The sequence below is a fragment of the Eggerthella timonensis genome (assembly GCF_900184265.1).
In the GTDB taxonomy this organism is placed as follows: Bacteria; Actinomycetota; Coriobacteriia; order Coriobacteriales; family Eggerthellaceae; genus Eggerthella; species Eggerthella timonensis.
The window spans coordinates 3,599,499-3,620,744 of sequence record NZ_FXXA01000002.1 but is presented as its reverse complement, the minus strand read 5'-3'; the positions used below and the strand labels follow the sequence as shown (position 1 = coordinate 3,620,744).

Sequence of the window (21,246 nt, the reverse complement as noted above, 5' to 3'; positions counted from 1 at the left end):
TGCGTTGCACGGGCGGTGCCGTGCGGGGTGAACGTGCGAAATCGCCTAGGCGATTTAGAGATAGAGTTGTCCAGCCATCGGTCAGGCTCCTCATGAATCGAGCGAAAAGTGAGCGTTAGTGTAGCACGTACGGACGGCAGCGGCAAACGCTATGCGGGCGGCAGGAGCAGGTTGAGGTCGACGGCGGTGTCGATGCCGGCCACGGAACCGCCGTTAGTGTACTGCCAGATGGCGAAGTCGAACTGCGCGTGGGGCTCGGCGCTGTCGTATTCGGCGAACCATAGGGGGCGCCCGCCCAGCTCGGCACGATCGTAGCGCGCCATGTCGCCGCTGTTGCCGTAGATCATCGTGTCGTAGCCGCCCTGCTCGAGGCGTTCGCAGAACGCGCGGGCGCAGGCGGTGAGCGTCTCGCGGTCCACGTAGTTCGCGCGTCCCGCCGCGTCCGCGACGGGCTCGTGGTCGTACGCCACGGGCATCGCCAGATAGCGGCCGGCCAGCAGCTGCAACACGAAGTCGGCCTCCTCGCGCGCCTCTTCGACGCTTGTGGCCTGCGAGAAGAAGTACGCGCCCACATCGAGGCCGGCGTTCGTCGCGTTGTCGATGTTCTCGGCGTAGCGGGCGTCGGCGTACAGCGCGCCCTCGGTGTAGCCGCGGTTGCCCACGCGTACGAAGGCGAAGTCGACGCCGTCGCCCGCCACGACGTTCCAATCGATGGCACCCTGGTGGTCGGACACGTCCACGCCCAGCTGGGAGCGCACTTCGCCGTCCACGCGGTAGGCGAGGCGATCGCCCTGCGCGCCGGAGCGCTCGAGGGCGCTCCAATCGTAAGGGCTCACGTAGGCTTGCGCGGCGGGTTCGGTTGCATCGCCGCCGCTGCACGCCGTCATGAGGCCGAGCGATCCCAGCAAGGCGACGGCGGCCAGCGCGGCGGCCACGGTGGTTTTGAGTCGTTTCATGCGGCCTATCCTACCAAAGCTCCCAGCGCTCTCGCTTGCGAACCGTCCGACGCTACGACGACTACAGAACCAGCGCCCTGCCGTGCTCCAACGATCGCCCGCGGCGCATCATGCTGCCAGCGCGCGCAGGTTGCCCAGGATGTGTTGCGCTGCGCCCTGATCAAGGTAGTCGTAAGACACGAGCTTGCGCAGCACCTCCTGCTGGCGCTCGCGCGCAAGGTCGGGGTTCTGGGACAGGGCGTACACGCTCGGCGCGTTCGGGATGCCGGCCAAGAGCGTGCACTCGTCGGCATCGAGGGCGCTGGGAGCCTTGCCGAAGTAGCCCCTGCTTGCGCTGCCGATGCCCTCGTAGCCGTCGCCGAAGTAGATGGAGTTCACGTACAGCTCGAGGATTTCCCGCTTCGAGAAGTGCTGTTCCATGGTGAACGCCATGAACACCTCGGCGATCTTGCGCTCGATGGTCTGCTCCTGGGTGAAGTACTGGTTTTTCGCCAGTTGCTGGGTGATGGTGCTGCCTCCTTCGACGATGGCGCCCGCCTTGAGGTCGTTCACGAGGGCGCGCCCCGTGGCGATGACGTCGAAGCCCGGGTGCGCGTAGAAGCGATGGTCTTCAACGGCGACGACGGCCTGCAGGTATAGATCGGGCAGCTCGCTTGCGGGGGTGTACGTCTCGCTGCTCTGGATGGCGGCGGCCATCTCGTCGAGGCCGGTTCCCTCGAGCGCTTCGCGGTACAGGTTGAACCCGCGTGCGAGGAAGTACACCTCCACGAGCACGACGAGGATGAGCGCCACGAGGGCGATGCGTCCGAGGAGCGCGACGACGGGATGCGCCGACGATGTCCGATGCGCCGTTCCTTTCATGGTTCCGCCTTTCGCTTCGAGGGTCTGTATACGTTATACCAAGCCGTCCTTAACGCTGTCTTACCGACCACTTGCCCCATCCTTACATTCCTGCAAGAAAGGCGCGATCCATCAGGCAAATGATGGGCTATACTTGCGAAAGCGGCATGAACGACGAAAGGACGGGGCGGCGACCATGATGATTTCGACAAGGGGACGTTACGCTTTGCGGCTCATGATCGACATCGCGCGGCAGGGGGAAGCCGGCGCGTTGGTCACCATGCGCCAAGCGGCCGAGCGCGAAGACCTGTCCGTCAAGTACCTCGAGCAGCTGGGCGGCGCGCTGGTGAAGGCGGGCGTGCTCAAAAGCGTGCGCGGCGTGAGCGGCGGCTATCTGCTGGCGCGGCCGGCCGACCAGATCACCGCAGGCGACGTGCTGCGCGCCACGGAGGGCAGCTGCGCTCCGGTGTCGTGTCTCGAAGACGGCGCGGAGGCGTGCCCCCGGCGCGAGGAATGCGTGGCCGTCAACTTCTGGCGCGGCCTCGATCAGGCCATCGAGAACTACGTGGACAACGTGACGCTGGCCGACCTGGTGCGGATGGGCTAGAGGTCGCGCGACGCGTACCCGCGCAGGGCAGCGTGTTCCGAGACGGCGTACAGCGCAAGGGTCGCCGCCGTGACGCATGCCGCGACGATCAACGACCCGCCCAGGGTCTGCGCGGCGGCGACCACCTGGCCGACGATCGGCAGAAACGCGTCGAAGTCGATGCTGCGGAACAAGTAGATCCACCCCATGAGCGCGAGCATGAACGCGAAGGGGATGTAGCTGGCGAGCTTGCGGTAGCTGTTGGCGAACATGAAGGGCAACACTGCGCTGAACATGGCGATGGTCAGCGCGAACGTTCCCGCAGCGAAGGATACGGCCCCCGGCGCATCGAACCCCTGCGTGAAATGCCGCATGAGCGGAAGGCCTGGCACGACGGCGTTCAGAAAGCATGCTGCCGTGTATGCCGCGACGCCGAGAGTCACGCATCCGGCAACGACGATCGCGATGCTCGCGTAGCGTCCCCTCACCACGTCGGCGCGCGAGAGCGGCAGCGCCTGGCGAAACGCGACCCACTCGCGCCGCTGGTCGCGCATCAGCAGGGGCATGAGCACCATGTGGGACATGGGGAAGCCGGTCAGGAGAATGATGGGGGTCGCGTTCCCGGCCACCAGGCAGACGCCTGTCGAGAGGAGCGCCCACAGGGCCACGTTCTTCGGCAGCGATTTCGTCAAGACGAGAAAATCGGCTAGCATCATGGTCTTCATCGGGCGCCCCTCCTATCCGTTCGTCTAGAGCTCGCGCTTCTTGTACAGCCCCGTGGATATGATGGCCGAGATCACGTACGCGACGGCGACGATCGCGAGGATGCCGGCGGCGACCGCCACGGTGCCGGCGGGGGTCTCCAGCAAGTTCAGCACGTCGAGCACGAACGCGGGCGGCGGGCCGTTTTGCGGGAGCGTGAACGCGATCCATACGCCGAAGATGATGAGCAGCGGCAGATAGCGCACCGCTTTCGTCATACCGAACCGCGAGAACAGCGGCATGACGATGGCCAGCATGACGAGGATGATGCTGATGCCGGCCACCGACACCATGAGCAAGGCTTGCCAGGAGAAGTTCGCCATGAGGTCGGCCAGCTGAGGCACGTTCGGCATGAGCTGCGCGGCGACGATCACCAGAAACGCGGTGAGCAGGCCCACTGCGATGCCGAGCAGGGCGAGCAGCAGGAAGCTGACGTAGCGGCCCCTGATCACGTCGCCGCGCGAGATGGGCAGCGCGAGGCGGAACTGCTGCCAGTTGGCGCGTTCGTCCAGCGAGAGGATCATGATGATCAGCGAGAAGGGGATCATGACGCCCACCGCGGGGGTGACGATGTAGAGGTTGCCGATCATGATGCAGATGAAGATGCCCACGACGATGGCGATTCCCAGCTGCTGCACCAGGTATTTCTTGGCGATCAGGAGGTCGGACATGATCATGGCTTTCATCGGACCTCTCCTTTCAGCATCAAACCCATGTAGGTGTCGATATCGGCCTTGTCCAAGACGATGTTCTTGAAGTTCTCGGCGAACGCGAAACGGTCGGGCGCCAGCACGTCGATGCCGTAGGGGTGGCGCATGCTGCGCAGCTCGCCGGGCGCGAAGAAGCCGCTTTCGGCGATGCGTTCGTAGTCGGCCGCGCGGCAATGCGCGATGCCCGCCAGGTCGGTGATCGCGTCCTTCTCGACGGCGAATACGATGCGTCCGGCGTCGATGCACACGATGTAGTCGGCGATTTTCTCGAGGTCGCTCGTGATGTGGCTGGACATGAGGATGCCGTGACGCTCGTCGCGCATGTAGACGCGCAGGATGTCGAGCGCCTCCTCGCGGGCGAGCGGGTCGAGCCCGGCGGTCGCCTCGTCGAGAATCAGCAGGTCGGGGTCGTGCGCGAGGGCGCAGGCCAGCGACAGCTTCATGCTCATGCCGCGGGAGAGGTCCTGCACCGTCTTGCTCTTCGGCAGCTCGAACTGGGCCAGGCGCTGCTCGAAGTCGGCGGCGCTCCACGTGTCGTAGCTGTACTGCATGAGCTTGCCCACCGAAGCGACGGTCATTTCCTCGGGGAACGAGCAGGTGTCGAACACCACGCCCGTGCGCTGCTTGGCGTCCTTGACGGCCTTGCCGCTGGCGTGCTCGCCGACGTTCTGGCCGAACAGCTCAATGGAGCCGGCGTCGGGGTAGATGAGGCCGAGAACGGCCTTGATGGTGGTCGTCTTGCCGGCACCGTTCGAGCCTATGAAGCCGACGACGCTGCCGGCAGGCACGGTGAGGTCGACGTTTTGCAGGTCGAAGCCGTCATAGTGCTTCGTCAAGCTGCGGATGCGAAGAAGATCGTTCATCAGTCGTCACTTTCTGCGATGAGGTCGAGCATGGTATGAAGGTCGTGGACGTCGACGTTCGCGCCGCGCGCTTCGTCGACGGCTTGCGTGAGCAGCTCCTCGATGCGGCGGAGGCGTTCCTCGCGCAGAAGCTCGAGGTTGCCGCCGGCCACGAAGCTGCCCTTGCCGGGCACCGTCTCGATGAAGCCCTGAGCTTCCAGCTCGGCGTAGGCGCGCTTCGTCGTGATGACGCTGATGCGCAAATCGCCGGCCAGCGCTCGGATGGAGGGCAGTTGCTGCCCTTCGTCCAGCTCACCCGTCAGGATGAGGGCCTTCATCTGCGAGACGATCTGGTCGTAAATGGGCTTGTCGCTCGCATTCGAGATGATGATGTCCAACTCAGGCTCCCTTTCGTGTTCCGTATCCGAACGCGCGGGCGTCCCCTGCGCTCGGGTGGCACGTCGCGGCGTCCCGCTTCGCGCCAGGAGGGATGCAAGCACGTTCCCTGCTTCCCTCCGCTCGGGCTATGCCACTCGTAACGTATTGAGCGTATATACCCGATATGCACACTATAAACAATAGATACACACCCGTCAAGCATGTTTCGGGCGAAGAATGCCACTTGTCAGTAATACGGTATTACAGTATACTGATCGTGTTGAAAGGAGGCTGGCATGGAAACCGCGCTCAGCAAGAAGCGGTCACGCAGCAATCGCGACGACAGCATCGTCACCGCACGCGTACCGGTGGAAATCAAACGGCAGGGCAACGCCGTCCTCAAGAAGATCGGCTCTACTCCCACTGAGCTGGTAAACGCCGCATACCAATACGTCCTCAAGCGGGAGGAGCTGCCGGTTGAAGCACGCCTGCTCGAACCGCACGTCATCAAGCTGACCGACGAGCAGAAAAAGACGTTGCGAGAGCGAAGCGAGCGAGCGACATGCGCAGTTCCCGAATCGTTTTGGCAAGGCAAGTCGTATAAGGATCTGTTGGAGGAGGCAGTGAGGGAGAAATATGAAGCTCTTGCTTGATACGAATGTCCTTGTGGACTACTTCGGTGCCCGTCAGCCCTTTTTCGATCAATGGGAGCTGATCAACGCCTTGCAGATAACGGGGTATGCCGAGTTGTGGGCCTCGGCTGAATCGTACACGGACGCGTTCTATCTGTTGCGAAAAGCCGTCGGCCCCGCGAAGCTCCAGGACATGTTTCTCCAAAGCCTCTCCTTCATCAAGGTATGCTCGGTGGACGAGGGCGATATCCGCGAAGCAGCCGAGCGATCATGGCCCGATTTTGAAGACTGCCTGATCGGCATCTGCGCAGAAAAGGTGAAGGCGGACTACATTATCACGCGCGATGCAGACGGGTTCAAACGTTCGAGCATGCCTGCGATGGATGCGCCGTCGTTTTTTGCGATGCTCGAAGAGGAGTACGGCATCGTTTACGACATGGTCGACTGGTAGTGCGGCTCAGGCGCGCCTGGGGGCTTTTGCGAGGACGGGGTTGACGTAGCGGCCGCGGCGTTCGGTTTTCGAGCCGTACTGGATGGCGTTCACAGGGCAGCGATGCAGGCAGGCGAGGCACTGCGTGCAGCCGAGCTCGGCCCAGCGGGGCGTGCCCTCGATGAGCGTGATGGTGTTCGTGGGACATAAATCGGCGCATTGACCGCAGCTGATGCAGGTGGGGAGCGCGAAGAATTCGGCCGTGGAGCGCGGCTTCTCGTCCTTCTCGGTGAATTTCGACAGGATCACCCCGACGGGATTGCGATGCTCGGCGCGCACGTGCTCGCGCCCGACGATGCGCTCGGCAACCGTGCGGGTGGCGAGTTCCGCAGCGGCCAGCAGGCGCTCGCGCTTCTCGCCTTGGGCGGGCGCGTACAGGTAGGTGCAGTTGCCCACCGACTTCACGCTGAACGAGGCATCGAGGTTGATGCCCTGCGCTTCAAGCAGACGGTCGCCGAAGATGCGCGCGGCGTTGCCGACGAACGCGCCGCAGCTGAGCACGGCGAAGCAGTAGCCGGGCGTGAACGTCTCCTTGTTGCCCGTGCGGAAGTGCGCGCGCTTGACGAACGCGTCGACGATGGGCGGGGTGGTCCAGGCGTAGGTGGGGAAGACGAAACCGAGCTGCTCGTTTTGCGCAAGCGTGAAATCGAAATCCTTGTACTTGTACGCTGCGCCGATGTCGACGAGCAGGTCGTCCGTCGCTCGAGCGATGGTCTGCGCCGCGGCGAGCGAGTTGCCGGTGCCGGTGAAGTAGAAGATCATGAGAGGCCTTTCCGTCTGGATGTTCCCAGTATACCAAGGTGCGGCCGCGCGCGCTCGTTTCGCTACCTGGATGTATCTCGCTGCGTCCGTGGCATGGCGTGCAATGCCACGGACTCCCGTTCGGCGCACGATCTCGGCGGGAAAGGCTCAGATTGGCAGGATTCTCCCCTGTTGGTCGGTGGGGCGTTGCCGGAAGCCCCTGTTCCGGGAAGATCGGAGGGAACGGCCAGGTCGCGGCACCGGCTGCAGGTGCCGGGCGGGCAGCAAGGTTGCCAATAGGGGAAATTCCTGCCGAAAAAACCTCGGTGCACCAGGATATACGCATATCCTCGGGCGGAAAGCTCTTGCAGTTAGGCTCCAAACAGGATGCCGAACGGATGGTTCATGTGAAACATTCTGCCGACGCGCGCGCTGTTCACACGTTCGCTCAGCCTCGCGGTCGCGTAGCGCTTTGGTATCATTGGCGGCGTGCAAAAGGACGCGAACCGAGGAGGAACCATGGCGGACGTGCTGTTCATCGAGTACCCGAAGTGCTCCACGTGCAAGAAGGCGAAGGCGTGGCTCGACGCGCATGGCGTGGCGTATGCCGATCGCCACATCGTGGAGGACAACCCGACGGCCGACGAGCTGGCCGCGTGGCATGCGAGAAGCGGGCTGCCGCTGCGCCGTTTCTTCAACACGAGCGGCATGCTGTACCGCGAACGCAACGTGAAGGCACTGCTCGACGCCGGCATGAGCGATGCGGGCGCCTATGCGCTTTTGGCCGAGAACGGCATGATGGTGAAGCGCCCGCTCGTAGTGGGCGACGATTTCGTGCTCGTGGGCTTCAAGGAAGCCGAATGGGAGCGGGCGCTGCTCTAGCGAAACAGCGCGCTAGAGCGCATCGGTGTCGAGCCACAGCGTGAACGGCCCGTCGTTGACCAGGCTCACGTCCATGTAGGCGCCGAAGCGCCCCGTCTCCACGCGGGGCACGTCGCGGCGCGCGCGTTCGACGAACCATGCGTACAGGCGGTTCGCCTCGTCGGGCGCGCCCGCTTCGGTGAACGAGGGACGGTTGCCCTTTTTGCAGCTCGCGAACAGGGTGAACTGCGAAACGACGAGCACCTCGCCGTCCACGTCGGCTAACGACAGGTTCGTCTTGCCGTCGGCGTCCTCGAAGATGCGCAAGCGCGCGATCTTGCTCCAGAGGCGTTCTGCCTGCTCTTCGGCATCGCCGTGGCCAACGCCCAACAGGATGAGCAGTCCGCGCCCGATGGATCCTGCCGTCTCCCCGTCGATGTCTACCCGCGCGCTCGACACGCGCTGCACCACGGCCCTCATCGGCGGCCCGCAGCTTCCTGCTCGCGCCGGTAGGAGGCCTTCACCTCGTCGATGGGCTTGCCGCCGATGCCGATGTTCTCGTCGGGCAGCTCCTTGATGGTGACGAGGAAGAACTCGGCCGGCACGTGCATGATAGCGGACGCGGTGGCGGTGAGCTCTTCGATGAGCGCCTTCTTGCTGGGGGCGTCGAGCGGCCCGCCCTCGACGGTGATGTAGGGCATGCGGCATCCTTTCTCGCGGTCATGGGGCCATTATCGCACACGTCGGTGGGGCGGGGCGTCGCAACGGTTTGTTGCGTGAGAGCGCCGTGCTGATCGTGTGCGACCTGTTTACGATGCAGGTGGGCGGGTGTATAACGGTCGGAACGAACGAGGCGGCGCCGCGCGCCGCGCACGAGGGAGGACGCTTATGAGCTACGCGATCGTGTACGAGAGCAGCACGGGCAACACCGAACAGCTGGCGAAGGCGGTGGCCGATGCGCTGCCGAGCGAGGAGCGCCTCGCATTCGGGAGGGTGGACGACGTCGACCGCGACGCCGTCGCGCAGGCCGACCGCGTGTACGCGGGGTTCTGGACGAACCGCGGCGACTGCGGCGATGAACTGGCCGAGGTGCTGGCCGGGCTCGCGGACAAGGACGTGTTCCTGTTCGGCACGGCCGGCTTCGGCGCCGACGAGACGTACTTCGCCGGCGTAATGTCGCGCGTGGCGGTGCATCTGCCCGCTTCGGCGCAGGTCGTCGGTTCGTTCATGTGCCAAGGCCGCATGCCTGCGAGCGTTCGCGCGCGCTACGCCCAAACCGCCGCGAGCAAGCCGGAGCAGGCTGCGCGCATGCAGCAGCTCATCGAGAACTTCGACGAGGCGGCGAACCATCCCAACGACGATGACCTCGCTCGCTTGCGCGCGGCGGTCGAGGCGGCGATCTAGCATGGCGAAGCTGACCGACCTTCCCAACATCGGCGCCCATGCCGAGCAGCAGCTGGCCGAGGTGGGCATCGCCACGCCCGAGGATTTGGCGGCCGTCGGCGCCGAGCAGGCGTGGCTGAAGCTGCAGACCATCGACCCAGGCGTATGCCTGCACATGCTGTACGGCCTCGAGGGCGCGGTGCAGGGCATCCCGAAGGCGCGTCTCGACCCGGCGCGCAAGCAGGAGCTCAAGGAGTTCATGAATTCGCACCGGCCCGCATCTCGGTAGGCGCGCGGCCCCGCGTCGAAGCGCTACGCGTCGGCGGGTTCCTCCAGGCGCGCCCTGAGCAGCTGGAGCCCGCCCACCACGACGCCGCCGACTATGAAGAACACGATGCTGAACGTGTCGATGCCCATGGCGGGCTGCGGCTCGCTCAGCGTGAGCGGCCCCTGCGTGATGGAGAACAGCGAGCCCAACATCATGCCGATGATGGCATAGATGGTCTGCGAGCGGAAGCGCTCGAGGCACATTCTGATGAGGCGCACGAACACGAGCACACCGCACGCCACGCCCGCCGCGAACACGAGCAGGACGGGTAGGTAGGCCATGTCGAGCCCCATCACCGCGCGCACCGCGCCCATGATGGGCACGTACAGGCCGAAGATCAGCAGCAGCGTGGAACCCGAGATGCCGGGCAGCACCATCGCCGAGATGGCCACCATCGCCGCCAGGAACACGTACGCGACGAGGCCGACGTCGAGATTCTCCACCGCCACGTCCAACCCTGCGCCGGACACGGGGCTCAGCAAGGTCACGGCCACCACGAACGCGATGCCCGCGCCGGCGAAGACGAGGTTCGGCAGGCGCCCTCGCAGCGCGCCCAGCTCCTCGCGCACGACGATGGGGATGGCGAACACGATGAAGCCCATGAACAGCGAGCTGACCTCGTAGATGTGCGAGTCGAAGAAGCTCGTCAGCACGAGCGCCGACAGTCCGAAGCCGATCGCCCAGCCCACGCCCAGCTTCAGCAGGAAGCGCACGGCCACGAGGCGCGCGGCCTTCGTGCCGTGGAACAGGTCGTCGAGCGAGCCGATGAAGCGGTCGTAGAAGCCCAGCAGGAAAGCGACGGTGCCGCCTGACACGCCGGGTACGCTGTCGGCCAGGGCCATGCAAAACCCGCGGACGGAGTTGACGATGAGTTCGGTAGCGCCTTTCATAGATGGCTCCTTTTCGGTTTCAGATGGGAACAGCATGGCGTATGCGCGATGAAAGTCCCAGGTCGTACACCGATTGATGGAGGATATTCAGACTGCTTAAGAATCGGTAAAACCCGTGTAAAGTACAGGTAAAGCCAATTGCAAAAAGCCCGGGACCGCATAGCGGCCTCGGGCTTTCAGGGCGATCGTGCGAGGGGAGGGTTCTAGAAGTGGACGTTCCCGAACGTGATGATCGAGTAGATCAGGCCGGCGATGCCGAGAGCCAGCACTACGGCAAGGATGATCTTGTCGGACCTTTTCTCGAAGAGCTTCGCCTGTTTGTCATGCTGGCGCACGCCTACGATGTACAGCGGCAAACCGATGGCGTACACGATGCAGGCCACCATGAGGTAGTTCAGGCCGGCAGCGTAGATGAGCCAGATGCCGTACAGCGACCCGGCCGCGCCGGTGAAGATGGCCATGTTGCGGCTGGCGAAGATGCCGGAGGGGTACTCCTTCTTAACGGCGATCTTGAACAGGAACAGGGTGCAGAAGAAATAGCAAGGCAGCGCCATGACGCTCGTGATGCTGATCATCGTGGTCCATGCGTTGCTGCCGATGAAGAACGAGATGATGAGCACCACCTGCACGACGATGGTCGTCCACAGAAGCGAGGTGGAGGGCGATCCGTTCTTGTTCTCCTTCACGAACATCTTGGGGAAGATCCCGCTTTTGGATGCGGCCAGCGGCATCTCGCCCAGCATGAGCATCCATACGAGCCAGGAGCTCAAAACCGAGATGATCACGCCGGCGTTCACCATGATCTCGCCCCATTGGCCGAAGGATTTCAACATGATGGCGGCCATCGACGGATCGGCCATGTTGCCGACGTCGGCCTGCGAGTACACGCCGAGGGGCAGCAGCGACACGATGATGTAGAGGGCCAGGGTGACGAGGAAGCCGATGGTGGTTGCCTTGCGCACGGCGGCCTGCGACTTCGCCTTCCCCGACACGACCACGGCGCCCTCGATGCCGAGGAACAGCCACAGCGTGACGAGCATGGTGGAGGATACCTGCGGCATGACGTTGTCGAAGTTCAGCGTCAGCGCGATGCCGTCCTTCATGCCCCAGAAGCCTTCCATGAACACCGAGAACTTGAAGACGGTGGCCACGGCCAGGATGAAAATGATGACGGGCACGAGCTTGCCGATGGTGCCGATGATGTTCAGGAAGCTCGTGGACTTCGCGCCGCGCAGGGCGAGCAGGTACATGATCCACGTGATGATGGACCCGCCGATGATGGAGGGTATGTTGTTGCCGCCCGAGAAATCGGGCACGAAGTAGTTCAGCGTGGCCATGACGAGCACTGAATAGGCAACAAGCGCGAAGCAGTTGCAAATCCAGTAGCCGTACGCCACGAAGAAGCCGATCAGCTTGCCGAAGCCTTTCTCGGCGTACGTGTACAGGCCGTTCGTGAGCTCGGGACGCGCTGCCGACAGGATGCGGAACGTGTTCGCGATGAACCAGATGCCGATGCCGGTGACGACCCAGGCGATGATGATGGCTCCTGCGGAGGCGTCTGCGGCCATGTTCTGGGGGAGGTTGTAGATGCCTCCGCCGATCATGGCGCTGATGACGATGCCAACCAGGCCGATCAGGCCAACCTTTTTCGAGCTGGTCTGGGCTGTTGATCCGCTGGAACCGGAAGCGGTTTTGTCTGCCATGTTTCCAGTCCTTGTCTAACGAAATCGAGCCGCCCGGGACCACCTGGACGGCTCGACGAGGGGATGCCGTTGGTTACTTGAGATCCGTGAGGGGCTCGAAGTCCATGTCCTTCAGCCAGTCGGAGAGGTGCATGGCGTTGAGCGAATCGAAGCCGGTGGCGGGCACGGCGTTGCGGGCCAGCGTGACGTAGGGGCCCACGGTGATGGCGTTGCCGATCTCGCCGGGCTTCATCATGCGGTGCGCGAAGCCCACGTAGGTGCGGTCGTACAGCACGTTCTGGTCGCGGCCGCACTCGACGACGGACCAGACGATGGCCTTGCGATGCTCCTCGAGGAACTTGACCATGTCCTCTTCGTTGTCGTTCTCGGTCCACACGCCGGCGTCCTCGATGAACAGGTCGGCCGAGAAGTCGCGATCGGCGGACAGGGAGATGGCGATGAAGGACCACACGCCGTAGCCCTCGCCTTCCTTGAGCGGGCGGTCGGTCTTCGGACGGTAGGCGACGACGCCCTTGTTCGCGCAGATGGTGTGCGCGCCCGGGATGGGATGGTAGCGGCGGTTCTGCTCGGTGCCGAACAGCTCGACGCCGGCGCTCAGCAGCGGAGCAGCGTCGTACACTTCGAGCTCGCGGCCGTTCCACTGCTTCTCGGTGAACAGCGGCTTGCTCGCGCCGTTGTCGACCGAGTCGTGGCGGGCGAGGTCGTAGCCCCACACCTGGCCGGCCATGCCGCAGAACGACGAGGCGGTCAGCATGTTGATCTGGCCGACGTAGGCATCGGCGGCCTCGGCCTTGTCGTAGGTGACGATGCGGTCGACCAGCTCGTCGTTGGTCTTCTCAACCGTGCCGGCCGAAACCTTCAATACGGACACGTAGCCGTTGCCGTAGGCGCCGGGCATGCCGTAACCGTCGCAATAGTCGTCGTACGGGCTGATGGCCGTCTTGTCGATGTGCGGCGCACGCATGGTTGCATGATGATCGGCCTCGCGGGCGATGGTGCGGTTGCGTCGCTCCTCAACGTTCTTCATGGATGGGTCTCCTTTCGAATGTGAACGATTCAGCGCCGATTGTAGGGCCCTTCGCGCGTGCTGAATTTCGCATAAGGGTTTCGATGGCGAGCCGTGCCTTCCCCGATGACTGCACGTCATGCGCGTGAAACAGGGACGTGATCTTGACAAGCCGCTCGAACGGTGTATATTACAACCGTAATATAACAAGTGTTATGCAAGGGAGAAACGTATGCCGGAACAGAGGGTGAGCAAGGGGCAGGTGCTCGATGCGGCGCTTGCCATCGTGCGCGAGCAGGGCGAAGCGGCGCTGAGCGCGCGATCGGTGGCACAGCGGGCGGGGTGCTCGGTCCAGCCGATCTACAGCCTGTTCGGCGACATGCAAGAATTAGTGCGGCAGCTGTACGACCACGCTCGCGCGTGGGTGGCCGCCTACAACCGCGAGCACGAGCTGGACGGGAACAACCCGTTCGAGGCCAACGGCTTGTCGCATCTGAGACTCGCGCGCACCGAGCGCGCGCTGTTCCATTTCCTGTACCTGTCGCCCCACATGGAGGCGACGGGCTTCAACGAGGTGTACGAGAGCGTCGCCATCGACGGCGTGCAGCAATGCATCGAAGAGCTGGGGCATCTGTCGCCGGAGGCGGCGCGCACGCTGTACCTCGACATGATCGTCTACGTGCACGGCATGGCCGCGATGCTGGCCACGGGCGCGCGGTTCTCCGACGAGGAGCTGCACGCACGCATGGATCGCGCGTTCCAGGGCTTCGTCGCGATGGTGCGCTCATGAGCGCCCGGGGAGGCGGCGAGCAGGCTGCCCGCGAGCCGATTGCTTGCGCAGCTGACTCACGTGAAACATCTGGTACTACAGAACGAATGTTTCACGTGAAACACTCGAACGAGAAGACGGCGGCGCCGGGACGCGCAGCGGCAAGCGCAGCGCGTGATCGGCGGGCCCGCGGGCAAAAGCGCCAGCGGACGAGGCGCTTGCTGCTGCTCACGACGTTCCTGCTGTTTCCCATCATCATCTTCTATTTCTCGCCGGTGCTCATCATCGAAGGGGCGCTGGAGGGTGCGGTGGTCGCCAGCATGCTCGTGTTCGGCTTGCAGTTCCTGACGGCGATCGTGCTGCGCCGCGCGTGGTGCGGATGGCTGTGCGCGGCGGGCGGATTGCAGGAGCTCGCGGCCACGGCGGTGGGCAAGCCGTCGAGGCCTGCATGGCTCAAGCGCGTGAAGTACGTTATCTGGGTGCCGTGGGTGCTCTCCATCATCGCGTGCGCCTGGGTGGCGGGCGGCTTCTCGGTGGTGGATCCGCTGTACGGCATCCCGTTCGGCGTGTCGATGAACAACCCGCTCGGCCTGCCCATCTACTTCGGCATCGTGGCGCTGTTCTTCGTTCCCAACCTGGTGCTGGGACGGCGCGCCATGTGCCACTGCATCTGCTGGATGGCGCCGTTCATGGTGTTGGGCGAGAAGCTGGGGAGCGCGCTGCGCGTCCCGCAGCTGCACGTGAGCGCCGAGGCCGACCGCTGCGTCGGCTGCGGGAAGTGCGACCGCGCCTGCCCGATGAGCCTGCCGGTGGAGCAGCTGGCGCAGGGCGGCGCGATCGTCGACGCCGAGTGCATCCAGTGCGCGGCGTGCGCCGACGCGTGCCCCAAGGACGTGCTGAAGCTGCGGGTGGGGAGGCTGCGATAAGCGGGTGCCTTCCTGCGAGCTCCGATTAGGCGATCGCGCCGTCCTGCGCGAGGTATTCCTCGAGGCAGATGCCGCGCTTCGTGATGATCTCGGCGGCTTCGAGGCCCACGTAGCGGTAGTGCCACGGCTCGTAGACGACGCCGGTGATCTCCGTCTTGTCGGCGGCGTAGCGGAAGATGAAGCCGTATTCCCAGCTGTGCTCGATCAACCATCGTTGGGTGGGCGTGTCGGCCTGGGCGTCGGTGAGGTTCTGGTCGTCGAAGTCCACGATGTCGAGCGCCAGCCCCACTTGGTGCTCGCTCGTGTCGGGCGCGGCCACGATCGTGGCCGCCTTGGCTTGGGCGTCTCCCGGCGACAATCCTTTGGCCATCATCGACTGCACCTGACGCTCGAACAGCGATTCCTGCATCTCGCGCGTGCGGAACGCCGAGCAGATGAACGGGTTGCAGCCCGCAGCGCTGCATGCGTTCAGCAGGCGTTCCACGTCAGGAAGGCAGCGCTCGTCCACCTCGAAACCGTTTTGGGTGGTGCTTCGCTCGAAGGCGTAGCCGGGATCGATGGGATGCGAGGGGTTCACGAGGACCAGCTTCCAGTCGTTCCGGTCGATCGGCGTGGGAGCAGGCTCCGTCCCGTTCGGCGCCGCATCGCGCGCACTCGTCTCGTCGGATGATGCTGCGGCGCTCTTCGGGGGGCCGGAAAGCGATCCGAGCAGTGAGACCCACGCCGTAAAGCCGATCAGCACCGCCCCTCCGACGAACGCGCGTCTCGAGAGGGAAGGGGTGCGGGAGACGTTGGAGTTCGCTGCGGCGCGCGGGCGGGGGCGGGGCGATGTGTCGCGCATGAGTCCTCCTCAGGATCGGTTGACGCGATCCTAGCAAGAGGGCTGCAACGATCGGCAGCGATCCGGCATCCGAACGGCATCATCCGCTCGGATGCTGCTGGTCTGATCTCATGCGAGCTTGACGGGCTCGAGCGAATAGGCGACATGGAAGCCGTCGATGCTCTGTCGCTCGGCGCGCAACCCAAACTCGGTGTCGGGAATGTACGCGAGCAGGGATCGATCAGCCGAGGACTCGGCGATGGCGAAGGTGCCGCCGCCGTCGTGCTCGGCAGGCGAGCTCGAAACGGTTGCGCCTGACGCGATCTCGCCGGAACCGTCAGATTCGACGACGTCGAAGTCGAGATGCGATGCCCAGGCGTCCATCCATGAACCGAGGAGTTCGCGAACGGCGTTTTCGTCAGGCGCTTCGTCCTCTTTTATGAAGCACGTGAGCTGGACGATCTTGCCGGTAGCATCGTCGACGAAGGCCGAGATGGACGTATCGGCATCGTCGTCGAGCGCGAACGCGCAGCTCCATAGCAAGGCTGCTTGGGAGTCGTCGGCGCCGATTGCCAGCATGGGTACGATCTCGACGTCACGTGTCGCGATGTCGATCGTTTGCAGCGAGGGTGCTGGTGGCAGCACCTCGCCGACGACGGCGCGTGCGTCGTAGGGGAACGTGCGCCTATCGTTTTCCAGGTTGTAGAAGACGGCGTTCGAGGCGAAGGCTTGGAGCGCCGGAAGAGCGCCGTCAACCGGCTCGAAGTCCAGTTGCACGGGGCGCGCATCGTAGCGGGATACCGACGCGTTCCTCGCATCGTCTTGCAGGCGGCATACTATGTCGGGAAGGCGGAAGCCGACCACGACGATGAGCGGCGCGGCAAGTGCGAGCGCGATGGTCGCAGGTGATTTCATGGGCGTCCTCCTCTCAGGTAGACGGTGACGCGGGTGCCTCGCCCCTCCTCGCTTTCGATGCGCAAGGAGCCGTGATGAACGTCGGCGATTTTCGAGCAGAAGGAAAGTCCGAGGCCGGCCCCTCCTTCTGCACGCGAGCGCACGGTATCCACGCGGTAGAACGCTTCGGCGACGTGCGCCAACGATTCGCGGGGGATGCCCCTGCCGTCGTCCTCGACGACGATGCGGCATCCGTCGGGCAGCATCGTGCAGGAGACGAGCACGGTTCCCTCGCCTTCGAGGGCTTTGCGCGCGTTCTCGATGAGGTTGAGCAGCAGCGAATGCACGAGATCCGCTTCCAGCAGGCACGTTCCCTCTTCGCAGCGAGCGATGAGCTGCGCGCGCTGGCGATCGAACCGCTGCTTCTCGTGGGTGCATGCGTTTTCGACGAGGGCAGCCGGCTGCTGCGGAGCGAGGACGGGCTCGGAGTTGCCGAGCACGAACAGGTCGAGCAGACGCAACGACAGGTTCTCGAGTCGCTTCCCCTCGGAGAACACGTACGCGGCCGCCTCCCGGCGCTCGTGCGGATCGAGCGTGTTGCGTCGAAGGAGATCGGCGTACCCGATGATCGAGGTCATAGGTGTTTTCAGCTCATGGGCGAAGCTTCCCATGAAACGTTCCTGACGCTCGAGTGCTTGCTGCATGCCCGCGACGCTTCGCTCGACCTGCATGGCCATGACGTCGAAGTCGGCCGACAGCGCTCCGATCTCGTCGCTTGCGCTCACGTTCGAGCGATATGCGAGGTTTCCCGACGCCAGCTCGCACGCTGCACGCGACAACTTCGAAAGGGGCCTGGTCAACAGCCAGGCAATGCCGTAGGCGCACAAGGCACAGCATGCCATGAGCACGAGGAAGACGATGCGGAACACCGCCAACTGATGATCGCGCGCCTCGTATAGGGGCGTGATGTCGTGCAATGCGTCTAGGTAGCATCGCTCGCCGTCGATTGCGACTGCGCCGGTAAGCTGGAGATAACGCCTGCCGTCGGCGCCTGACAGGGCGAACGCCGCGCCGTGCTCCTGGTCGATTCCCGAACGGTCGTCGACGAAGATCGCGTCCGTATCCCCGCTCTCGTGGATCAGCCGCTCGTCGGACGAAAGCCGCAGTGCCGACCACAATGAGGCGCTGTCGGCGTGAAGCTTGTCAAGCAAAGAGGACACATCGCTGCTCGAAGTCCACGCATCGAGCGCGCCGACGGCTCCCATCGCATCGAGGATGAGCTGATGGGATTCGCGCGCCGAAGCTTCCTGTCGTTCGAGCGAGCTGTCGAACGACAGCGCGATGAGCAGGCTGCCTCCGACGCCGAACGACAGCGCCATGAGACACAGCATGCTCAACGTTATCTTCAGCCGGAACTTCATGCGGCGCTCAAGCGCTGCCGGTCAGGCGGTAGCCCACCTTGTTCACGGTTTGGATGAGATCGTGCAGCCCTGTCTTCTTGCGGAGCCGTTGCACGTGCAAGTCGACGGTTTTGCTCCCAACCCCCAGGTCGCCGCCCCATACGCGCTCGTATATGGTCTCTCGGTGCAGCGCGACGTCGGGGTTGCGCGCGAGTAGGACGAGCAGCTCGTACTCTTTGCGTGTGAGGGCTATGTCCTCGTCGCCGCGGCGGACGCGCATGGCGCGCGTGTCGATGACGAGGTCGCCCGCTTCGAGGACGCCGTGCGCCTTGCCGTATCGTCTGAGCACGACGTCGACGCGTGCCAGCAATTCGTCGATCTCGAATGGTTTCACGATGTAGTCCTCTGCTCCCTCGCGCAGTCCCCGCACGCGTTTCTCGAGCGAGCTTACCGCCGTCAGGAAGATGACGGGGATCTCGAGCGAGGTGAAGTACCCCAGCAGTTCGAAACCGTTGATCTCGGGGATCATCACGTCGAGCAGCGCGAGGTCGAACGTCCCTTCGGCGGCGAGATCCGCCGCGACGGCTCCATCGTAGGCGCAGGTGCACTCGTATCCGGCCTGCGTCAAACTGAGCCTGATGAGGTTTGCGATGGGAAGCTCGTCTTCCACGATGAGAATGGTTGGCATGGGGTCCTCCATAGGATGATGCTCCGCACCCATTATTCATCATCGCGGCATCGAAACGGCAAACAATTTCACCGGATAAGGTTTTTTCAGGGCCTCTCCTTGACCCTCACGTTACGTGAGGGTGTATGCTGGCGCTGCGATCGCAAAAGGAAGGAGGTTGCTCATGGAGCGCGAGCGGGAAGGCGACGGCTACACGGTGCACGAGCTGGCGGCGTTGTCGGGGTGCACAGTTCGCACGCTGCATCACTACGACGAGCTGGGGCTGGTGCGGGCGCAGCGCGCGGCGAACGGATACCGTCGCTACGGGCCCGCCGAGGTGAACCGGCTGCAGCAGGTGCTGCTGTATCGCGAATGCGCTATGCCGCTGGCCGACATCGGGCGGCTGCTGGACGACCCGGCGTTCGACGCGCGCGATGCGCTGGCCGGTCATCTGTGCGAACTGCATGCGCGCAAGGAGCGCCTCGACGGATTGATTGCGAGCGTGGAGAAAACGCTCGCCTGTATGGAAGGTTCCACCAGTATGGAAGATCAGGAAAAATTCGAGGCTTTCAAGCAGGGCCTCGTCGACGAGAACGAGCGGCGCTACGGCGAAGAGGTGCGCGAGCGCTGGGGCGACGATGCCGCCGACGCGAGCAACGCGAAGCTCATGGGCATGAGCGTGGAGCAGTACCACCGAACCCAGGAGCTGGAGCAGGGCGTCAAGGACGCGCTGCGGGCGGCGATGGAAGCGGGCGACCCGGCGGGCGAGGACGCGCATCGCGCGGCCGACCTGCATCGCCAGTGGCTGTGCGCCTTCTGGAAGGACGGCACGTACTCCAAGGCCGCGCATCAGGGACTCGCCGAGATGTACGTGGCCGACGACCGCTTCAAAGCCTACTACGAGGCCGTCGCCCCCGGCGCCGCCGAATTCCTCCGCGACGCCATCCGAGCCTATTGCGCGTAAAGCTGGTCGCCTTCGTCCCGCTGCAAGCGGCGGCGAGACGCATCTTCGCTCCGAAAACACGCCACAGCGGCTGTGGCGTGTTTTCGGAGCGAAGATGTTTTGACGATCTCCCCATAGACGGAGACCCCCGCACTGTTCGCCGCAACCGCAGAGCGAAGATGTTCTGGCGAGCGAGGCGGGCTACTCGTCTTCCGTCAAATCCAAACGGTTGATGCGGTCGATCAGATCGGAGCCGCGCTCGTAGAACAGCAGGTCCTCGTTGTGGGCGAAGTAGCGCTTGCATCCGTGGTCGTTGATGAAGGACATGCCGTAGCGGTTGACGGACAGGTCGGTGACGAGCAGCAGCATCTCCTGGCCGCTGCCGAACGCGTCCTCGACGAACCGGAAAGCGCTGTCGAGCGCGCTCGAGGTGTCTGCGATGCGCGCGTCGAGCGCATCGACCTGCTCGGCGAACAGCTCCTTGACGCGCGAGAACGGCACGCCGCCGCCCGCCGCGTCGCAGCGCAGCGCGCGATCGACCAGCGCGAGCGTGCGCTCGTACGCCACGTACTTCTCGTCCGACAGCAGCCCCGCCTTGCGCTCGGTGGTCAGCCGCGCTTGCAGCGAGGCGGCTTCCTCGCGCAGCAGGGGCAGCGCGTTCGCGTCGTCGCCTTTGAGCGCATCGCGCAGCGCGGCAAGCCTGCCGTGCATGAACTCCACGGCGCGTTCCTCCAGCACGGCGTCGCGCAGGCGGCCGCCGAGGGCGTCGGTGATGAGGCCCATGAGCGAGACGCGCTCGTCGAAGGCGGCCTCGCGGGCGCGGTCGAGCACGGAAGCGTCGGCCTCGCCGGCCAGGATGCGGTCGATCTGGTAGTCTGCGCGGTACTTCGTGAACAGGTCGTAGTACACGCTGAACCGCTTCGCGATCTCTGCGTTCTGCACGTATTGGCCGATCAGCAGCTCGTCCACGGGAATGTCGCGCTCCTCGTAGAGTTTCATCATGGCCGAGAGGTCGTCCCAGCCGCGCGCCGTGACGAACGACTTACCGTCCACGGTGGTCTCCACGCGGTAGAAGTGATCGCGCTCGATGTCGAGGTAGGTGAGCACGGCGGGGTGCACGCCCGTCTCCACGGCGAAGTCGCGCCAGGCGGCGAAGTCGGGCTCCACGTCGATGCGCTTGAGGCGGTCCCACGTGGCGATGTCGAAATCGTGTGCCGTGCGGTTGTACTCGGGCGGGTTGCCGGCCGTCACCACGATCCAGCCGTCTGGCACGCGGTGGCGTCCGAAGATCTTGTATTGCAGGAACTGCAGCATCGCGGGCGTCAGCGTTTCCGACACGCAGTTGATCTCGTCGAGGAACAGGATGCCCTCGCGCTTGCCGGTGGCTTCCATGGCGTCGTACACGGCGGCGATGATCTCGCTCATCGTGTACTCGGACACGTCGTACTCCACGCCGTCGTAGGTCTTCTTCGCGATGAAGGGCAGGCCGAGCGCGCTTTGGCGCGTGTGGTGCGTCATCGAGTACGATACGAACCCCACGTCGAGATCCTGCGCGATCTGCTCCATGATGGCCGTCTTGCCGATGCCGGGCGCGCCCAGCAGGAACACAGGCCGCTGCCGCTCGGTGGGCAGGCGGTAGTTGCCGAACTCGTCCTTCGAGAAGTAGGCGACCATCGCGTTTTTGATCTGCTGCTTTGCCTGACGGATGTCCATGCGGTG

26 protein-coding genes are annotated in these 21,246 nt (G+C 64.2%); 9 read left to right on the top strand and 17 right to left on the bottom strand.

The window, feature by feature from the left end:
• Nucleotides 1-149 precede the first annotated feature (149 nt).
• Both C1A15_RS15515 and C1A15_RS15510 read right to left on the bottom strand, forming a co-directional pair.
• Nucleotides 150-956 carry a glycoside hydrolase family 25 protein gene (locus tag C1A15_RS15515; protein ID WP_101723407.1) on the bottom strand — a complete coding sequence of 269 codons (807 nt, stop codon included), beginning with the start codon at nt 954-956 and terminating at the stop codon, nt 150-152.
• A gap of 108 nt (nt 957-1,064) precedes the next feature.
• On the bottom strand, nt 1,065-1,817 hold the full coding sequence (locus C1A15_RS15510; protein ID WP_101723406.1) for a transglycosylase domain-containing protein: 753 nt from the start codon (nt 1,815-1,817) through the stop codon (nt 1,065-1,067).
• Nucleotides 1,818-1,992: 175 nt separating this feature from the next.
• Here C1A15_RS15510 and C1A15_RS15505 point away from each other — a divergent pair, with 175 nt between their 5' ends.
• Entirely contained in the window at nt 1,993-2,403 is a 411-nt protein-coding gene (locus C1A15_RS15505; RefSeq protein WP_101723405.1) for an RrF2 family transcriptional regulator, read from the top strand.
• On the opposite strand, the gene C1A15_RS15500 is transcribed toward C1A15_RS15505, so the two are convergent.
• From C1A15_RS15500 to C1A15_RS15485, 4 genes are read right to left on the bottom strand one after another with little or no spacing between them, the layout of a single operon-like run.
• Nucleotides 2,400-3,107: an ABC-2 transporter permease gene (locus tag C1A15_RS15500; RefSeq protein WP_101723404.1), complete on the bottom strand. Its 708-nt coding sequence runs from the start codon at nt 3,105-3,107 to the stop codon at nt 2,400-2,402. The genes C1A15_RS15505 and C1A15_RS15500 overlap by 4 nt on opposite strands.
• A gap of 24 nt (nt 3,108-3,131) precedes the next feature.
• Complete coding sequence (locus C1A15_RS15495) at nt 3,132-3,830, bottom strand: ABC-2 transporter permease (RefSeq protein ID WP_101723403.1); 699 nt, start codon at nt 3,828-3,830, stop codon at nt 3,132-3,134.
• A complete protein-coding gene (locus tag C1A15_RS15490) occupies nt 3,827-4,717 on the bottom strand; it encodes an ABC transporter ATP-binding protein (RefSeq protein ID WP_101723402.1) in 891 nt (296 codons plus the stop codon). The genes C1A15_RS15495 and C1A15_RS15490 overlap by 4 nt, the downstream gene beginning before the upstream one ends.
• Nucleotides 4,717-5,094 carry a GntR family transcriptional regulator gene (locus C1A15_RS15485; RefSeq protein WP_101723401.1) on the bottom strand — a complete coding sequence of 126 codons (378 nt, stop codon included), beginning with the start codon at nt 5,092-5,094 and terminating at the stop codon, nt 4,717-4,719. Before C1A15_RS15485 ends, C1A15_RS15490 begins: the two co-directional genes overlap by 1 nt.
• A gap of 276 nt (nt 5,095-5,370) precedes the next feature.
• Between C1A15_RS15485 and C1A15_RS15480 the strand changes: the two genes are divergently transcribed.
• Nucleotides 5,371-5,727 carry a type II toxin-antitoxin system RelB/DinJ family antitoxin gene (locus C1A15_RS15480; RefSeq protein ID WP_101723400.1) on the top strand — a complete coding sequence of 119 codons (357 nt, stop codon included), beginning with the start codon at nt 5,371-5,373 and terminating at the stop codon, nt 5,725-5,727.
• Nucleotides 5,711-6,157, top strand: a complete 447-nt coding sequence (locus C1A15_RS15475; protein WP_101723399.1) for a PIN domain-containing protein — start codon at nt 5,711-5,713, stop codon at nt 6,155-6,157. The genes C1A15_RS15480 and C1A15_RS15475 overlap by 17 nt, the downstream gene beginning before the upstream one ends.
• Before the next feature lie 6 nt (nt 6,158-6,163).
• On the opposite strand, the gene C1A15_RS15470 is transcribed toward C1A15_RS15475, so the two are convergent.
• On the bottom strand, nt 6,164-6,958 hold the full coding sequence (locus C1A15_RS15470; RefSeq protein ID WP_101723398.1) for an EFR1 family ferrodoxin: 795 nt from the start codon (nt 6,956-6,958) through the stop codon (nt 6,164-6,166).
• A 498-nt stretch (nt 6,959-7,456) separates the two neighbouring features.
• On the opposite strand from C1A15_RS15470, the gene C1A15_RS15465 reads away from it, so the two are divergent.
• Entirely contained in the window at nt 7,457-7,819 is a 363-nt protein-coding gene (locus C1A15_RS15465) for an arsenate reductase family protein (RefSeq protein WP_101723397.1), read from the top strand.
• Between the two features lie 12 nt (nt 7,820-7,831).
• Here the strand turns inward: C1A15_RS15465 and dtd are convergent, their stop codons facing one another.
• Both dtd and dmpI read right to left on the bottom strand, forming a co-directional pair.
• Nucleotides 7,832-8,278, bottom strand: a complete 447-nt coding sequence (dtd, locus tag C1A15_RS15460) for a D-aminoacyl-tRNA deacylase (protein WP_101723396.1) — start codon at nt 8,276-8,278, stop codon at nt 7,832-7,834.
• Nucleotides 8,275-8,499, bottom strand: coding sequence for a 4-oxalocrotonate tautomerase DmpI (gene dmpI / locus C1A15_RS15455; protein ID WP_101723395.1), 225 nt, complete (start codon nt 8,497-8,499; stop codon nt 8,275-8,277). Before dmpI ends, dtd begins: the two co-directional genes overlap by 4 nt.
• Before the next feature lie 187 nt (nt 8,500-8,686).
• Between dmpI and bilS the strand changes: the two genes are divergently transcribed.
• Both bilS and C1A15_RS15445 read left to right on the top strand, forming a co-directional pair.
• Nucleotides 8,687-9,202: a flavodoxin family protein BilS gene (bilS, locus tag C1A15_RS15450; protein ID WP_101723394.1), complete on the top strand. Its 516-nt coding sequence runs from the start codon at nt 8,687-8,689 to the stop codon at nt 9,200-9,202.
• A gap of 1 nt (nt 9,203) precedes the next feature.
• Nucleotides 9,204-9,470, top strand: a complete 267-nt coding sequence (locus C1A15_RS15445; RefSeq protein ID WP_101723393.1) for a TfoX/Sxy family protein — start codon at nt 9,204-9,206, stop codon at nt 9,468-9,470.
• A gap of 23 nt (nt 9,471-9,493) precedes the next feature.
• Here the strand turns inward: C1A15_RS15445 and C1A15_RS15440 are convergent, their stop codons facing one another.
• The 3 genes from C1A15_RS15440 to hdcA all read right to left on the bottom strand — a co-directional run bounded on the left by C1A15_RS15440 (nt 9,494) and on the right by hdcA (nt 13,129).
• Nucleotides 9,494-10,399, bottom strand: a complete 906-nt coding sequence (locus C1A15_RS15440) for a DUF368 domain-containing protein (protein ID WP_101723392.1) — start codon at nt 10,397-10,399, stop codon at nt 9,494-9,496.
• A 203-nt stretch (nt 10,400-10,602) separates the two neighbouring features.
• The gene (locus C1A15_RS15435) at nt 10,603-12,102 is read right to left on the bottom strand and encodes a basic amino acid/polyamine antiporter (protein ID WP_101723391.1); all 1,500 of its coding nucleotides are present in this window, start codon (nt 12,100-12,102) and stop codon (nt 10,603-10,605) included.
• 73 nt (nt 12,103-12,175) lie between these two features.
• Nucleotides 12,176-13,129: a histidine decarboxylase, pyruvoyl type gene (hdcA, locus tag C1A15_RS15430; protein ID WP_101723390.1), complete on the bottom strand. Its 954-nt coding sequence runs from the start codon at nt 13,127-13,129 to the stop codon at nt 12,176-12,178.
• Between the two features lie 211 nt (nt 13,130-13,340).
• Between hdcA and C1A15_RS15425 the strand changes: the two genes are divergently transcribed.
• Complete coding sequence (locus tag C1A15_RS15425; RefSeq protein ID WP_101723389.1) at nt 13,341-13,898, top strand: TetR/AcrR family transcriptional regulator; 558 nt, start codon at nt 13,341-13,343, stop codon at nt 13,896-13,898.
• Between the two features lie 86 nt (nt 13,899-13,984).
• Entirely contained in the window at nt 13,985-14,803 is an 819-nt protein-coding gene (locus C1A15_RS15420) for a 4Fe-4S binding protein (protein WP_245865051.1), read from the top strand.
• A 25-nt stretch (nt 14,804-14,828) separates the two neighbouring features.
• Here the strand turns inward: C1A15_RS15420 and C1A15_RS15415 are convergent, their stop codons facing one another.
• The 4 genes from C1A15_RS15415 to C1A15_RS15400 all read right to left on the bottom strand — a co-directional run bounded on the left by C1A15_RS15415 (nt 14,829) and on the right by C1A15_RS15400 (nt 18,605).
• Nucleotides 14,829-15,644, bottom strand: a complete 816-nt coding sequence (locus C1A15_RS15415; RefSeq protein ID WP_101723387.1) for a M15 family metallopeptidase — start codon at nt 15,642-15,644, stop codon at nt 14,829-14,831.
• A 108-nt stretch (nt 15,645-15,752) separates the two neighbouring features.
• Entirely contained in the window at nt 15,753-16,538 is a 786-nt protein-coding gene (locus C1A15_RS15410; RefSeq protein ID WP_101723386.1) for a hypothetical protein, read from the bottom strand.
• Nucleotides 16,535-17,908 (bottom strand): HAMP domain-containing sensor histidine kinase, encoded by a 1,374-nt coding sequence (locus C1A15_RS15405; protein WP_245865104.1) that lies wholly within the window; start codon nt 17,906-17,908, stop codon nt 16,535-16,537. Before C1A15_RS15405 ends, C1A15_RS15410 begins: the two co-directional genes overlap by 4 nt.
• A 37-nt stretch (nt 17,909-17,945) precedes the next feature.
• On the bottom strand, nt 17,946-18,605 hold the full coding sequence (locus C1A15_RS15400) for a response regulator transcription factor (RefSeq protein WP_101723384.1): 660 nt from the start codon (nt 18,603-18,605) through the stop codon (nt 17,946-17,948).
• A 163-nt stretch (nt 18,606-18,768) separates the two neighbouring features.
• Between C1A15_RS15400 and C1A15_RS15395 the strand changes: the two genes are divergently transcribed.
• Nucleotides 18,769-19,548: a MerR family transcriptional regulator gene (locus C1A15_RS15395; RefSeq protein ID WP_101723383.1), complete on the top strand. Its 780-nt coding sequence runs from the start codon at nt 18,769-18,771 to the stop codon at nt 19,546-19,548.
• A 180-nt stretch (nt 19,549-19,728) separates the two neighbouring features.
• Here C1A15_RS15395 and C1A15_RS15390 read toward each other — a convergent pair whose 3' ends face one another.
• Nucleotides 19,729-21,240, bottom strand: a complete 1,512-nt coding sequence (locus tag C1A15_RS15390) for an ATP-binding protein (RefSeq protein WP_101723382.1) — start codon at nt 21,238-21,240, stop codon at nt 19,729-19,731.
• Nucleotides 21,241-21,246: the final 6 nt, after the last annotated feature.